We start from the raw sequence: 14,629 nt of genomic DNA, 5'->3' as shown, positions 1-14,629 counted from the left end.
CAATTTTTACTCAGGTCAGTATATACTACGGCCCTTTTCTGCTCGAAAATCATCATGAAACTGTCTGACACCCCCATAACGCAACATACTTTTGCCAATAACCGCTTCTATTTAAAACGTGATGATCAACTTCACAGCCATTTTTCCGGAAATAAAGCGCGTAAGTTCATGGCGTTATTGGATAGCGATCTCCCCGGCATCAACACTTTAATCAGCTATGGTTCAGCGCAATCGAATGCTCTCTATTCTCTGGCAGCTCTTACGCGCATTAAAGGGTGGAAATTTGAGTTTTATGTAGACCACATTCCAACGTGGTTACAACAAAGGCCGATTGGCAACTATCGTGGTGCACTGGATTTAGGAGCGCACATCATCGAAGTTAGCCCCATCAATATAATGCCCCCCGAGCAGTATATTGATACGATCCGCCAGCCTGATGCTTCATGCTTAGTCGTACCGGAAGGCGGTCGCTCAAAGGTGGCCGAAACGGGCATTAAGCAGTTGGCTCTAGAAATTCTCAACTGGATGAGAATGGAGACAAAAACGCAATTCGTCGTTGCGTTGCCCTCCGGGACAGGAACCACTGCGATCTACCTGCAAAAATATCTAAAACCGCACGGCATTGAGGTTCTGACCTGTGCTTGTGTAGGAGGAAATGACTACCTCATCCAACAATTTGACGAGCTTGAAGAGCGCCAGTACCCTACGATTATATCTACAGAGAAAAAGCATCACTTTGGACGATTGTACGAAGCCGATTATCGGATGTGGCAAAATCTACTTGAGCAGACTCATGTGGAATTTGATCTGTTGTATGACCCTATGATGTGGCAATGTTTGTTACCTTGGATGGAAGCTCATCCAGAAAAAACGGTGATTTATATTCATCAAGGTGGGTTACTGGGTAATGAAAGTATGCTGCCCCGCTATCAGCGGCAATTTGATTAACTACCTCACTATAAATAGGAGATACACCATGCTGAAGTACTGTGTTTGGTTATTATTGATTGCTCCTAGCTTTGGCTACACGAAAGTAATCAATACCGCTTCGCTACCGGTTGTGGTGGCTACAGAAGGTAAAGCTTTGCAACGTGTTTGCTATTATAAGGACCAAGCTTATTCTATCGGTGCAGTGATTCAAGTCGGTGAGCTGTATATGATCTGCCAAGAGGTCAATGATTTTGAAACCAATGGCCCCTTAAGATGGGTGTTACTGACTCAACAAAAATAGTGAGAGGAAGATTAATTTAAGCCTCCCATTAGGGTGTATTTCACTTCCAAATATTCGTCTAACCCCTGCTTTGCTCCCTCGCGGCCAAGACCTGACTCTTTGATGCCGCCAAACGGTGCGACTGTAGTTGATATCAAACCTTCGTTAATACCAACAATGCCGACTTCCAGTGCCTCACTCAAGCGCCAAGCCCGAGCCAATGACTGCGTATAGCAGTATGCAGCTAATCCAGAATCCGTGTGGTTTGCACGTTCAATCACTTCCTCTTCGTGAGAGAAACGGAACAAAGGTGCAAGTGGGCCAAAGGTTTCTTCTTGAGCCACCAACATCTCTTCTGTCATCTCAGTTAATACGTGAGGCTCAAACAAGCGGCTACCGGCTTGAGGCAGAGTGCCATATTGCACTAAAGCGCCTTGCGCGGTGGCATCCGCAATATGTAATTTGACTTTAGCCACTGCCGCATCATTGATTAAAGGCCCCATTGTTACGCCTGATTCCAACCCATTTCCCACAATCAGCTTGCTGACTTTATCAACCAATTTTTTAACAAATTTATCGTACACGCCCTCTTGCACATAGATTCGATTGGCACAGACACAAGTTTGACCAGCATTACGAAACTTCGCCACCATCACACCCTCTACGGCGGCATTAATGTCGGCATCATCAAACACAATAAAAGGGGCATTACCACCCAGCTCGAGCGACAACTTTTTGATGTTGTGCGCGCACTGTGCCATTAATATTTTCCCCACTCCTGTTGAGCCAGTAAATGAGAGTTTGCGTACCACTTTGCTGCTGGTTAATTGCTGCCCGATTGCGATTGCCTCTCCAGTCACCACTTGCAATAAGCCAGCGGGAAGCCCAGCACGATGCGCCAATTCTGCCAAAGCAAGAGCAGTAAAAGGCGTATCTGGTGCTGGTTTGAGTACCACTGCGCACCCAGCCGCAATCGCTGGAGCACATTTACGAGTCACCATAGCCGCAGGGAAATTCCAAGGCGTGATCGCAGCAACCACACCAATAGGTTCTTTCGATACCAGTATTCTTGCATCCGCTTTATGACTCGGAACAAGCTCACCATAAGCTCGTTTTGCCTCTTCGGCATACCATTCGACAAAGCTGGCAGCATAGCTGATCTCGCCTTTCGCTTCCGCTAAAGGTTTGCCTTGCTCGTTGGTTAAAATCAGTGCCAGATCATCGCTGTGTTCAACAATCAATTCATACCAAGCTCTAAGCACTCTCGCTTTGTCCGCCGCTGGCTGTTTTTTCCACAGTTTCTGCGCAAGCTCTGCACCCTCAATCGCTTGTTGAACTTGCGCACTAACTAGCTGCGGAACCGTTCCAATCAGAGTGCCGTCATAAGGGTTGTAAACGGTTGAGGTGAGCGAGTTGGATGCACAAACCCATTGACCATTGAGATAACATTGTTGTTTAAAAAGTTGAGGATCACGAAGCTGCATGACAATGCTCCTAGCGATAATAAGAGGGGAGAAGCACAGGGTAAAAGGAAACTGAGTCAGGTTCAATTGATAAACAGTATTATTCAGAGATTGCGACTATCTACTCATGCATCAAGCTCGACACAGCCACTCCCTATGCAGAAAAATGGTGTTAACTCACCACGTCTTCCACTGTAAAAACTCCCCTTAAGGGATCAATGTTTTGACAATAAGTGTTACCCACCACTTCTTTCGCTTGATACATCGCCTCATCAGCCAAGGCCATTAAATGGTGCATACTATTGGTTTGTAAGGGGAAGTAGCTGATACCGACACTAACACCAACGGTTAGGCTTTGCCCTTCAAACTCAATGGGCAGCCCTAAGCATTTGATGATTTGCTTGACTTTATCTGCGACAAAATCGTACTCATCAATCAGATCGAGGCACACTACAAATTCATCGCCTCCAAGCCTTGCCGAAAAATCAGATTGGCGGATACTGGCCTCTAAGCGAATCGCGATTTGCTTTAAAATTTCATCTCCCGCGCAGTGGCCTTGAGTGTCGTTGATGGTTTTGAAATTGTCCAAATCAATGAAGAGCAGCGCTAACTTCACCTTAGTCCTGTTGGCTTTAATAATGGCGTTATCCAACAACTTTTCAAACGCTCGCCGATTAAGTAACCCCGTCAACGAATCATGTTCAGATAGAAACTGAAGCTGATCTTTTTGGATTTTTAACTCTGAGGTTTGTCGCTCAACCTCTAATTGCAATTCATCTTTTGTCACGGTTGTCGTTTTTAGTGAGACCTTCATATGGTTAAAGAAATCAGCCAAAGCAACAAATTCAATATCCAGATTAACTGGTTCAATCTTGCTTTCAAGGTCACCATACGTCAAAGCTAGGATACCTTGTTTAATTGACGCAAACCCCCTTTTGAAACGTTTCAAAATCAACCAGGCAATGCCACTCACTAAGATTGAAAAAAATAATATTTTCAGTGCACTCAACATCAAGGTCATTTGTTGACTCTCAATGCTTTTTGCTAAGACTGATTTTTGTAAGTAAAACAACTCTTCAGTCATATTTTGCACGAGCATATTGTAACGTGAATGTAGCAGCCCTTTCGCGCTGATTAGAGAGTTGCTTTTTGCTTCAGCATCTTGATGAGTAAGCTTTTTTTCTTGTTGCAGTAAGACGGCAAGGCTAGTATTCATACGTTGTAAGTTTTCGATATGTTTGCCCATCATCTTATGATTAAGCAGTCTCTTGGAGAGGCTTTGCTGAGCAATATCAACCTGGTCCAAACTTGATACATCAGAATACTGCAGGAAAATCCAAAGTTGGCTACGCAACAAATCCACACTCAATTGGATCTGCATAATATCTTCTAGATCTTTTTTTGTTTGCTCTTGTTCTTTAAGTAAGCCCCACAGAGAAAAAGTGATCAAAAGGATTAGAAATGCCGTGGATGCGAACAATAATGTCAATTTACGTACAATCGAACTGATCATTTTATCGATACCTTAGTACGTAGCACTTCCTCGATCGGCTTGGAAGCAAGCACTGTCCGAAAATCCGGCTTGTCGCCCGTAACCATACCAGCCTCAATCGCCCATCTTGCTTGAAGCTGTAAGTTAGATAAAAGTGCATTACCTAACGACAAACGAAATACATAATCATTCCAAGACCACTCGAGTTGGGGTAACGGAATATTTAAGGCCTGTGCAATCACCTCTCTCGATTGTTCAGGATTGAGGTTAATCCATTCATTAGCCTCTTTTAATGCACGTAATATTGCCACTATCTCGTCATGCGCCTCTTCGACGGTTGCTTTCATCGAAAGTAAATTAAACGACAAATGATAAATACCAGATAGCCCAAGGTTCAATACATCGGATGGTGCAGAGGTTTCAGTTTTATAACCGTAAGGTTCCCAAACAGAAATAGCATCAACTTGTGAGGAGAATAATGAGTCATTTAGCGCTTCTGGTGGTAAATAGACTTTTTCAACAGCCATCTCTTTCAGGTCACTGGCAATCAACAATGAATCAAAGTAAAACTCACTGGCACTCGCCTTAACGATGCCTACTTTTTTACCTTCCAAGTCACTCAGGTTAACAATGCCTAATCGCTCTAACGTGAGCAGCTTTAAATCGTTATCTGACTCAACAAAACTGGTTAATAGTGCAAAATCATTACGCTGGAAAAGCTTAAACATAACCACCGACTCAGAGGCAGTCGCATAGTCTACATTCCCACTAAACAAAGCTTGAGAACAGGCCACACCTCCAGAACAGGGCACTAGTTCGACATTCACCCCTTGTTGTTCAAAAAAACCCAAACTGTCGGCAATAATGAAGGAGGAAGAGAGTGGCGTTTGCGAAACCGCTATTCTTACTGCTTTACGCTCTTCAACACGGCTAGCATCATAAAAATGACCAAGTTGCCTATTAAAAATAGCAATAGTGACTACCAATACAACAATAGCCACTGCAACTTTATGAAAGGTCTGAGCTTTGTGCTTTTTCGTAACCATAGCCAATAAGTGAAATTAGTTTTATATATGACAGTTTAGCTCTGAATTGGAATTATTTTTGAGTGAATGGCTATTTAATAACTTTTAGCAGGGGATGCATTGAGATTGTTTAGATTAAACAGTGAGTTAAGCTTGAGTTAACATGGTATTTTACGCACAAAAAAACCGTAGACGATCGTCTACGGTTTAGAATATGGCGGTGAGCAAGAGATTCGAACTCTCGATACGTTGCCGTATACACACTTTCCAGGCGTGCTCCTTAAGCCACTCGGACAACTCACCAAATTATATTGTGGTTAGCGCATTTGGCTAACGAGGCGCTAATTTAATGATTCTATAGGATTAGGTCAAGCCAAAATAATAAAAAAGCCCACCACTTTGGTTCGTTTGACTACTTATTGACTTATTTGATGAAATTCAATACAAGCCTTTCTTCAGTGAGTGTCACGGTTAGGCGCTATGATGATAACCAGGGACACGGAACCAACGGCGGCACATATCTAAAAAATAGCCATAGAGAACGCCCATTCCACACGACACAATGGCATTGCTTGATACTGCGGTTATGATCTGCTCTGTAGATGCGCCTACAGCCCATAGAATGGCGGCATAGACCGGAGATTGAAATAGAACGTAAGCAACCAAATCCGAGACATTCTTCATTAAGCCAGTCTCAGACCATTGACGTCCCTGGCGCAGAATAAAGTCACGAAATACGCCATAAGGCCATGCTATTGCGATATTAACTGGGATAGACAGTGTACGTGATGCTAGCGACTGTTCGAAGGTCATTCCAGAGATGAAAATTTCAATGATCATGCCTGATATAAAACAAAAAACAACCATTGCAAATGTGTCCGCCGCAGCATGACGAATACAAAATGGGCCACGAGCTTTCATTACTTCCCTCTACACAATAGATATAACTATTAAATATGCCAATCAGCAATACAGATACCTAGAAAATAACAAAAAGCTAGATAATGAGGGAATTAGAACACATATTTTGTAGATTTAGTGACCAATTTTAATTAACTTAGGTAAATTTATAACCAATTTTGAATCGGAAACTAGAATCTAACGCTATTCTTTAAATTCCTGTTACAACGCATTCTTACTAAATCTCAAAATGGTTATTTAATTACAAAAATCGGAAAGCAATACCGTTAGCAAATCGACTTGCTGCTGTGTAGGTAACTGGTGTTTTTCTAAGCTTGTTTGGGTATCGATTAACACTTGATGAATATGAGTATTTTCAATCTCCGGCAACTGTTGTATCAAACGTTGAATCATGGCTAATGCAAGTTCTATGTTTTGATCTTCCACGGCCATATAAAACGTCACCAATGATTCCTCGGCTGAGCCTATCTTTAGCGGCATAGAGGACTCTGGATGATATTGATACAGTTTTTCGACAAATTGGAAAAGAGCATCATCTAATTCATTGTCATCAATGGGTTTGGTGACAATATAATCAGCGCCGGCCGACAACATTCGCTCACGAGTTTCTTTGAAAACATCAGCAGTACAACCAAAAATGAGCACATTACGTTTCTCCCCAACTAAGATCCGAATCGCAGACACCGCTTCTACGCCATCCATTACGGGCATATGGTTATCCATCAATATCAGGTCATAATTCCCGCCAACAACCGCTTGAATTGCCAATTCACCATTCTCAACACAATCGCATGTAAACCCTTTATTCTTCATAAAGGTTTCGATGATGATAGAGTTGGTCCGGTTATCTTCCACAATGAGAGCTTTCAGTCCTTGGTAATTAAGCTTGCGACGTGGCTTGACTTCAATGGTCCCGGGCGTCGTTGTTTCTATCGCCAGCATAACGTGAAAACTGGTACCAATTCCTAACTCACTGGTTACCGTGACTGTCCCATCCATTAGCTCTACAATTTGTTTTACAATTGCTAAGCCCAACCCCGTTCCACCAAAACGCCTTGTCGTCGATGATTCAGCTTGTTCAAATGGGCGGAATATTTTTTCCTGAGCTTCTTTTGCTATACCTATCCCCGAATCCCGTATCCGAATAGAAAGATACCGTTTATCTTCCATCTGCTGCTCTTTTAGAGTCACTTCGACAAAGCCGTGAGAGGTAAACTTAACCGCATTATTCAGTAAATTAAACAGAATCTGTCTCAATCGTGCTTTATCTGAGTAATACCAGCGATCGTGAACAATATCGCTGTAAATCCTAAACTGCAGTCCTTTTTCATTGCATAAGGTATGGTAAACACTGTTAATGCTACCAATCAGTGAATCCAAGGGGAAACGGGTGTTATCAAGTTCTAATCGCCCTTGTTCAATCTTGGAGAAATCGAGAATTTCGTTAAGCAGCACCATCATGTGCTCGCCAGACTCATACAGACTATTAAGGTGTTGCCTCTGTTCTGGGGAAAGCTCTGTTTTCAATAAGATTTGCGCGGTTCCTAAAACACCATTCATTGGAGTTCTGATTTCGTGTGACAGAGTTGCTAAGAATGCACTTTTGGCTTGAGTGGAAGCTTGAGCTTTCACTTTTTCCGCTTCAAGATAAACGGTTTTTTGGTTAAATGAATCGATAAGCTGGCGGATCTCATCTTGGCTTCGATACGGCATATCGATAATACCGCCTTGCTTAGAATCACTCACTTTTTTGGCTATGATGGTAATCGGTTTGATCACATATTGATTGATCAAGTAATAACCGATCATAACGCAAACTAAAAGGATTGGAATGATACTCCGTTCGACATTCATCACCAGATCAAACACTTCGTCATTCACTAACCGATGGGCATTAATAACATCAACTCGCCATTCAAAATCACCAAAACCGAAATGACTTACGTTAGCTTCTTCACGTATTATAAAATTATGTTCAGTGATCAGGGATCCCCCCGAATCACTTAAGGATACGCCAAGGTTATAAAGCTCCGCTTGACTGGCAATAAATGTGGCTAACCCCGCCAATGACAGATCGACTGTTGCTACTCCAGCAAATTCACCGTTAACGTAATAGGGCGATGAAGCCGTGATCATCTGAACGTGCGTATAGGCATCAACATAGACTTCTGACCATACCACACTACCGACAGGCTTCTCTTTTACTGCGTTGTACCACTCTTCGTTATCGTAACCATGCGCTTCTTGATTGTTCCAAGAATGCAATTTGTCGACTTGACCGTCAGCGGCTCGATTATAAAATAGGCTACTGTATCGCTGCGATGCATTAATGCTGTAGGGTTTCGGCCATAGCCCACCACTGACGACAACATCATCAAGTATAGTGAACAGCGAAGAGAGCATTCTGTCTTGCTCAGCTTGGTTGGTTGCAGCTTGCCCAAGGCTGACAATGCTTTGGAGCACACCAATAGAACGGTTGAGAGGTTCGCGAATTTGGGCTGATAACACTTCTGCACGAAGATCTAAATTCTGTTTTAATTCAGCTCGTAGTGGCGCTTCGACAATCCAATAAGTGACGGTACCTGTGATCGCAATAAAAAAGCAGAGATAAAAAGAAAGGGCGATAATGCTCTTCTTCTTCAATGAAATAGGTGCTCTCATAAATCCTTTCAATTTTTTCTTTTGTGCAAATTATAGTGAATAATCTTAGCGAGCAATATGTTGATTGTTGTAAAACCTCACTAAAGCCAACAAATTATCAGCAAAATTCGCACATTGTATCGCTTTAACGTTAAAATGGCTGCAAATACACTCGGCAACTGATGGGATCTGCTGTGAATTTACAAGAACTCCTTACCCAACCCGAACTAGAAGATAAATTGCTTAATGAGGCCAAAACTCAAGGTTTTGTCGCATCCATGGCGTCAGCGCCTAACTTGCTCCCGCCAGAGGAATGGCTCCCTTTTCTATGGGGGGGAGAAGAGATCGCGCCATTTAGCGAAGGCAAACAGCTAGAAACCTATTTCCAACTGATCGTTGAAATGTGGAATGACTATCGCCCTGCTTTGCTCGAAAATCAATGGAGCTGGCCTACTGGTTGCTCACTCGATGAACAAGAAATAGTGACTGAACACGTCCGTGATTTTTGTGAAGGTTTTCTTCAAGGTTGGCAACTTACGCGTGATGATTGGGAAACGTTAATGCCTGAAGATAGCCAAGACAATGCGCTACTTGGGGGCGTACTCCTTTCGCTGAGTATGCTTTATGATCCTGAGACGTCCTTGGCAACACTTTCCCAACAAGGTATGCAAGGACTCGACCAGTTTGAAGAAATCTATCAGGCCATACCGGTGATGTTGTGTGGCTTAACGCAACGCGGCGCTCAGTTGGCACTAGAGCAATAACTTTGTTTTTGAATAGTTTTGTTTTCGAATAACGTTAATTTCAAATCAATTTGCTTGCGATAAAAAGGCTCTGAATAAGAGCCTTTTTTCATCCACTACCGCCGAAAGGAATTAGGCATTCCCTTTGACTTGCAAATTTAACTGTTCAGCAAAATCCAACATACGGTTTAATGGGATGAGTGATTTCACTCTCACGGCTTCATCGACGAAAATTTCGTGATCTTTACCGCCTTCCATAAGAGCTGACTCAATCGCTCGAAGACCATTCATCGCCATCCAAGGACAATGCGCGCAGCTTCGGCATGTTGCCCCGGCCCCTGCCGTCGGTGCTTCAATCAATTCTTTCTCAGGGACTAACTGCTGCATCTTAAAAAAGATGCCTTTATCGGTCGCCACAATCATTTTCTGTTGAGGTAAGGATTTTGCTGCCTTAATCAACTGGCTTGTAGAGCCTACAGCATCCGCAAGTTCTACCACACTGGCTGGTGATTCTGGATGCACAAGGATGGCTGCATCAGGATACAGTGCTTTCATCTTACGCAATGCATCGGCTGAGAACTCGTCGTGAACTACGCATTCACCTTGCCAGAGCAACATCTTTGCACCCGTTTTTTTCTCGATGTATGAGCCTAAATGGCGATCTGGCCCCCAAATTATGGGTTTATCTTCCGCATCTAAGTGCTCAACAATATCAAGTGCAATGCTCGATGTAACCACCCAATCGGCACGAGCTTTGACCGCCGCCGATGTGTTTGCATACACAACAACGGTATGATCTGGGTGTGCATCACAAAATTCTGTGAATTTATCGGCAGGACACCCCAGATCCAAAGAGCATTCTGCTTTTAAGGTTGGCATTAAAATGCGTTTTTCAGGGGTTAAGATTTTTGCTGATTCGCCCATAAATCGCACACCAGCGATGATCAATGTACTGGCAGGATGGCGATTACCAAACTTGGCCATCTCTAATGAATCACCAACAAAACCGCCGGTTTCTTCAGCGAGAGCTTGAATTTCAGGATCGGTATAGTAATGCGCAATTAATACAGCATCTTTTTCTTTTAAGAGTTGTTTGATACTTGCTGTATAGGCTTGTTTTTGCTCAACCGTTAGTGGAATGGGCTTTGGCGGAAATGGATAAATAGTTTCAATCGTATCTAATATGTGGCTCATTGCTCTTGCTCTACGCAACTTCCAAGAATCCGAGCATTGTACACCGCACCTAACGAAGGATCAAAAGCGATTCATAAAATAGTGCCGTCGAAAAAAGAGGCCGCAAGGCCTCTTTTTTATTAACTCAAATTGTTATCAATTCAAATTCTCTTTAGCAACCTTGGCAGACGCACTTGTAGGGTATTCATCCACAACTTGCTGATAATACTTATTTGCTTGCGCAGTATTATTATTGCGCTTGGCAATATCACCTAACTTAACCAGCGCATCAGCACGTTTATTAGAGTCACTGTAAGTGAGCACGGCGGCAAAACTTTGCGTCGCTTCTTTATCCTGCTTTTTCGCAAAATAGAGCTGCCCTAACCAATAATGGGCATTAGACGCAAAATTAGAATCTGGATAATCTTTTTGAAACTGTTGAAACGCTGCAATAGCACCACTGTAATCCCTTTTCTTCAGGATCAAATCAACCGCATTCTGATAGGCAGTTTGTTCATCAACATTGCTGCTAAACGTTCCTGCAATATCAGTGTCCGTTGTCGGCTGTGACGAACTTGCGGTTGTATTCTTCATTTCGCCACGTACGCGATCTAACTCGATAAAGAGTTCACGCTGACGCTGCAACATTTGCTGCATATCGTAGCTATTACGCTCTAACTGGCCACGTAGTTCGCTGATTTCAAGTGCCATATCATCGAGCTGCTGCTGCATTTTGAGTTGAACGCTATTACGGTTTTCAAGCAGACGTTCAAGACGTTGTACATTAGATTCAGATGATGATTGTTGAGCACGAGATGTGCTTGCTGAAGAGCTATTGCTAAGATCGGATACTGGAGCTGGTGCAGCGAGTACTTGACCCGCTGCACTTGCCAGTAACGTAAGCGTTACAATTCGCTTTAAGTTACTGAACATGAGGCGATTCCTCGATTAGTATACGAGAACCGCGCGGCGGTTCTTCGCATACACTTCTTCAGATTGACCAAGAAGAAGTGGCTTCTCTTCGCCATAGCTAACGATCGAGATTTGGTCAGCTTGTACACCTAGCGCTTGTAGATATTTCGCTACAGCTTGTGCACGACGCTCACCTAGCGCGATGTTATATTCAGGCGTACCACGTTCGTCAGCATGGCCTTCGATGGTAACTTTCATTGCTGAATTTTTGCTTAGGTAAGCTGCATGTGCAGCAAGCATATCTTCGTAATCACCAGCAATTGTCGCGTTATCAAATGCGAAATAAATGGTTTGAGTTTCACGAAGAGCTTGTTCCTTTAGCTCTTGTTCAGAGAGTTGGCCATTCGCATCAATTGGAGAAACTACAGTTGTATCAACGCTGTTTGCTGAACCTGAAGTAGACTGGTTAGTTTGAGTACCAGAAGCGTTTGTCGCTTCATCGCTTGAACTACATGCAGTTACTGCAAGTACTGGTAGCGCAATCAGTAGCCCTTTAAGAACTTTATTAAGTTGCATTTTTTTTCCTTACTTTTTGATACTTACTTGCTATAAAAACGGAGACCACGCAGGAGCCCTAACGCGACCATTTGTTGCCGGTAATCTAGCTTTGAAACGCCCATCTATAGACACCATCGAAAGTACATTCGCTTTGTTATAAATAGAACTGTATATGACCATACCACCATTGGGTGCAATACTTGGAGACTCATCGAGCAAAGTCTTTGTTAGAATTTGCACTGAACCAGTTTCCAAATCTTGTTTCGCCAGATTAAAACCCGAATTACTTCGGTTTACCATGACAAGGAATCGACCATCAGGCGTTATTTGTCCACCTAAATTCTGGCTGCCTTGCCATGTCAGACGATTGGTAGAACCGTCTGATAAATTTACTTGATATATCTGTGGTTTACCACCCCGATCCGAAGTAAATATTAGCGATTTACCATCAGGATGCCAGAACGGTTCTGTATTATTTGATCTGCCACTCGTTATTTGTTTCAGCTTCTTGGTTGTCAAGTCCAGAGTATAAACCTGTAAGCTGCCCGTTTTAGACAACACCAAAGCAAGGGTTTTCCCATCTGGCGAGAACCTTGGTGCCCCATTATGACGTGGGTACGAGGTCACTTTCTCTCTTTCGCCAGTATAAATATTCATGATGAATATTTCCGCTTGGCCGTTTTGGAAGCTCACATACGCCAGTTGCTTACCATCAGGTGACCAAGTCGGTGACATCAAAGGCTGTTTTGAACGAAGTACCAAACGTTCATTGTAACCGTCATAGTCAGCAACCCTTAGCTGGTAAGGATATTGTTCATCGTCGTTGACCACCACGTAGGCAATACGAGTGAGAAACGCACCCTTATCACCCGTGAGTTCTTGATAGACCAAATCTGAAATTCGATGCGCATACTCACGCATTCGGTTTGCTGGTACGGTGGCAACTTTATTGAATAAAACATGATCTTTAGAAAGCACCAACTGTCCATCGTTACTTAATGCTTTGCTTTGGCCTTGTGTCAGTTGACCACGTACTACATCTACCAATTGGTAGTTGATGACATAGTTACCTTCTGCATTTTGCGTAATGCTACCTGTGAGCAAAGCATCAACACCAATACTGGTCCAAGCATCAAACTTCACATCGGTTTCATTGTAAGGCGTTTGTGGCATTTTGCTGGTCGCAATCGGGCTAAATTTACCACTACGTTGCAAATCTGACGCGATCACCGCAGAGACATCCTGCGGTAATTTTGTTTTGCCTTCCCACTTAAACGGTACGATAGCAATCGGCCTTGCTGAATTAATGCCGTCGGTGATCACAAGCTCCAATGCGGCGTTGGCGAGCTGTACACTACTTGCGATGACAAGTAAGCATCCTAACATCAATCGCTTTAACACAAGCTTTTCCTTTTAATTTGGTTCTACAGTTAAATTAATGTTTTTCAATTGATTGACTACATCAAGATCATCTTTGGGCAGCGGAAACGTCCCCACCTGCGCCACAGCACGTTTTGTCGCCGCGCATAACCTTGAGTCACCATCAATAATGCTTAGATTACCGACTATTGCTCCAGTTCCCGTTGGAATGAGCCGTAGGTTCACTTTGCACTGTTTACTTTTAAAACTGTCTTCAATCAGCAAATTTTGTTGAATGAGCTGCGTATAGATTGCTCCATACCGCTGAGCTTCGTTCATTACAAATTGGGAACGAGCTGAGCTATTTTGCTCGGCTTCTGTTTCTAACCCAGAAAAAATGTTATTCAGCGCCGCTTCTTGTTCTTTGCGTTCACGCTCCAATCTCTCTAAACGTGCTTTCTCTTTTTTTGCATTTTCGGCCGCTTTCTTCGCCTCTTGTTCTTTGGCTATTCGCTCTTTCTCGGCTCGCTCTGCTGCTTCTCGCTCTTTACGAGCTTTCTCTTTAGCTTGTTCTGCCTCTTTTTCACGGGCAATGCGTTCTTTTTCCGCTTTCGCAATTTCAGCCTCTTTAGCGATGCGCTCCTGTTCTGCTTTTTTTACCGCTTCTTCTTTTATCTTACGTTCCGTTTCCGCTTTTACCGCTCGCTCTTTTTCTTTACGAGCTCGTTCTTCTGCCACTTTACGCTCTTGTTCTTTTTCGGCACGTTGCTTTTCAGCTTCTCTGGCCGCTTTCGCTTCCTGAGCTTGTTGTTCTTTTAGTTGGCGAATATTCTCTTCTTCCACCTTGCGGTTTTTTTCCAACTGCTCACTTTCGCGGCGTAACTTATCCAGCCGATCCTGCTCTTTTTTGGCAGCAGCTTCACGCTGGTTACGAATTTGCTGGGCCTGTTTTTGTACCAATTGTGGATCAATCACCACAGCTTGAACCATCTGCCCTGCAGGCTCGGGCTTAGTTAGGCTAAAATCCGAACCCCATAACAAAGCAATGATCAACACTATATGCAAAACAGCCGAGATAATGATGGGCTTTTTGTAATCGCTTTTTTTGGATTTATGATCTTTCATGAACAGTA

General features: G+C 43.2%; 13 protein-coding genes and 1 tRNA gene. 3 read left to right on the top strand and 11 right to left on the bottom strand.

Going from position 1 to position 14,629, the window contains the following annotated elements:
- Window positions 1–54: 54 nt before the first annotated feature.
- Window positions 55–948, top strand: coding sequence for a pyridoxal-phosphate dependent enzyme (locus AACU59_RS11155; protein ID WP_094145434.1), 894 nt, complete (start codon window positions 55–57; stop codon window positions 946–948).
- A 28-nt stretch (window positions 949–976) separates the two neighbouring features.
- A complete protein-coding gene (locus AACU59_RS11150; protein ID WP_094145435.1) occupies window positions 977–1,231 on the top strand; it encodes a DUF1496 domain-containing protein in 255 nt (84 codons plus the stop codon).
- An 11-nt stretch (window positions 1,232–1,242) separates the two neighbouring features.
- Here AACU59_RS11150 and AACU59_RS11145 read toward each other — a convergent pair whose 3' ends face one another.
- The 6 genes from AACU59_RS11145 to AACU59_RS11120 form a co-directional block, all read right to left on the bottom strand.
- Window positions 1,243–2,694: an NAD-dependent succinate-semialdehyde dehydrogenase gene (locus AACU59_RS11145; RefSeq protein WP_443280759.1), complete on the bottom strand. Its 1,452-nt coding sequence runs from the start codon at window positions 2,692–2,694 to the stop codon at window positions 1,243–1,245.
- 151 nt (window positions 2,695–2,845) lie between these two features.
- Complete coding sequence (locus AACU59_RS11140) at window positions 2,846–4,186, bottom strand: GGDEF domain-containing protein (RefSeq protein WP_094145437.1); 1,341 nt, start codon at window positions 4,184–4,186, stop codon at window positions 2,846–2,848.
- On the bottom strand, window positions 4,183–5,217 hold the full coding sequence (locus tag AACU59_RS11135) for an ABC transporter substrate-binding protein (RefSeq protein WP_019280927.1): 1,035 nt from the start codon (window positions 5,215–5,217) through the stop codon (window positions 4,183–4,185). The genes AACU59_RS11140 and AACU59_RS11135 overlap by 4 nt, the downstream gene beginning before the upstream one ends.
- Window positions 5,218–5,405: 188 nt before the next feature.
- Window positions 5,406–5,493, bottom strand: a tRNA-Ser gene (locus tag AACU59_RS11130).
- Between the two features lie 168 nt (window positions 5,494–5,661).
- Window positions 5,662–6,111, bottom strand: a complete 450-nt coding sequence (locus AACU59_RS11125; protein WP_094145438.1) for an L-alanine exporter AlaE — start codon at window positions 6,109–6,111, stop codon at window positions 5,662–5,664.
- Between the two features lie 237 nt (window positions 6,112–6,348).
- On the bottom strand, window positions 6,349–8,772 hold the full coding sequence (locus AACU59_RS11120; RefSeq protein ID WP_202598786.1) for a hybrid sensor histidine kinase/response regulator: 2,424 nt from the start codon (window positions 8,770–8,772) through the stop codon (window positions 6,349–6,351).
- Between the two features lie 161 nt (window positions 8,773–8,933).
- Between AACU59_RS11120 and AACU59_RS11115 the strand changes: the two genes are divergently transcribed.
- Window positions 8,934–9,515: a UPF0149 family protein gene (locus AACU59_RS11115; protein WP_017045210.1), complete on the top strand. Its 582-nt coding sequence runs from the start codon at window positions 8,934–8,936 to the stop codon at window positions 9,513–9,515.
- Window positions 9,516–9,626: 111 nt separating this feature from the next.
- Here the strand turns inward: AACU59_RS11115 and nadA are convergent, their stop codons facing one another.
- From nadA to tolA, 5 genes are all read right to left on the bottom strand, one after another.
- The gene (gene nadA, locus AACU59_RS11110) at window positions 9,627–10,688 is read right to left on the bottom strand and encodes a quinolinate synthase NadA (protein WP_026028138.1); all 1,062 of its coding nucleotides are present in this window, start codon (window positions 10,686–10,688) and stop codon (window positions 9,627–9,629) included.
- Window positions 10,689–10,823: 135 nt separating this feature from the next.
- Window positions 10,824–11,600: a tol-pal system protein YbgF gene (ybgF, locus tag AACU59_RS11105; RefSeq protein WP_019280925.1), complete on the bottom strand. Its 777-nt coding sequence runs from the start codon at window positions 11,598–11,600 to the stop codon at window positions 10,824–10,826.
- 15 nt (window positions 11,601–11,615) lie between these two features.
- The gene (gene pal, locus AACU59_RS11100) at window positions 11,616–12,155 is read right to left on the bottom strand and encodes a peptidoglycan-associated lipoprotein Pal (RefSeq protein ID WP_013856577.1); all 540 of its coding nucleotides are present in this window, start codon (window positions 12,153–12,155) and stop codon (window positions 11,616–11,618) included.
- A gap of 30 nt (window positions 12,156–12,185) precedes the next feature.
- Window positions 12,186–13,523 carry a Tol-Pal system beta propeller repeat protein TolB gene (gene tolB / locus AACU59_RS11095; RefSeq protein ID WP_139152204.1) on the bottom strand — a complete coding sequence of 446 codons (1,338 nt, stop codon included), beginning with the start codon at window positions 13,521–13,523 and terminating at the stop codon, window positions 12,186–12,188.
- Window positions 13,524–13,550: 27 nt separating this feature from the next.
- Complete coding sequence (tolA, locus tag AACU59_RS11090) at window positions 13,551–14,621, bottom strand: cell envelope integrity protein TolA (RefSeq protein WP_161437590.1); 1,071 nt, start codon at window positions 14,619–14,621, stop codon at window positions 13,551–13,553.
- Window positions 14,622–14,629 lie beyond the last annotated feature (8 nt).

Source organism: Vibrio sp. V23_P3S9T160 (assembly GCF_963886625.1).
Lineage (GTDB): Bacteria > Pseudomonadota > Gammaproteobacteria > Enterobacterales > Vibrionaceae > Vibrio > Vibrio anguillarum.
The sequence above is the reverse complement of the archived record's forward strand: the minus strand, read 5'-3'. Positions and strand labels throughout refer to the sequence as shown.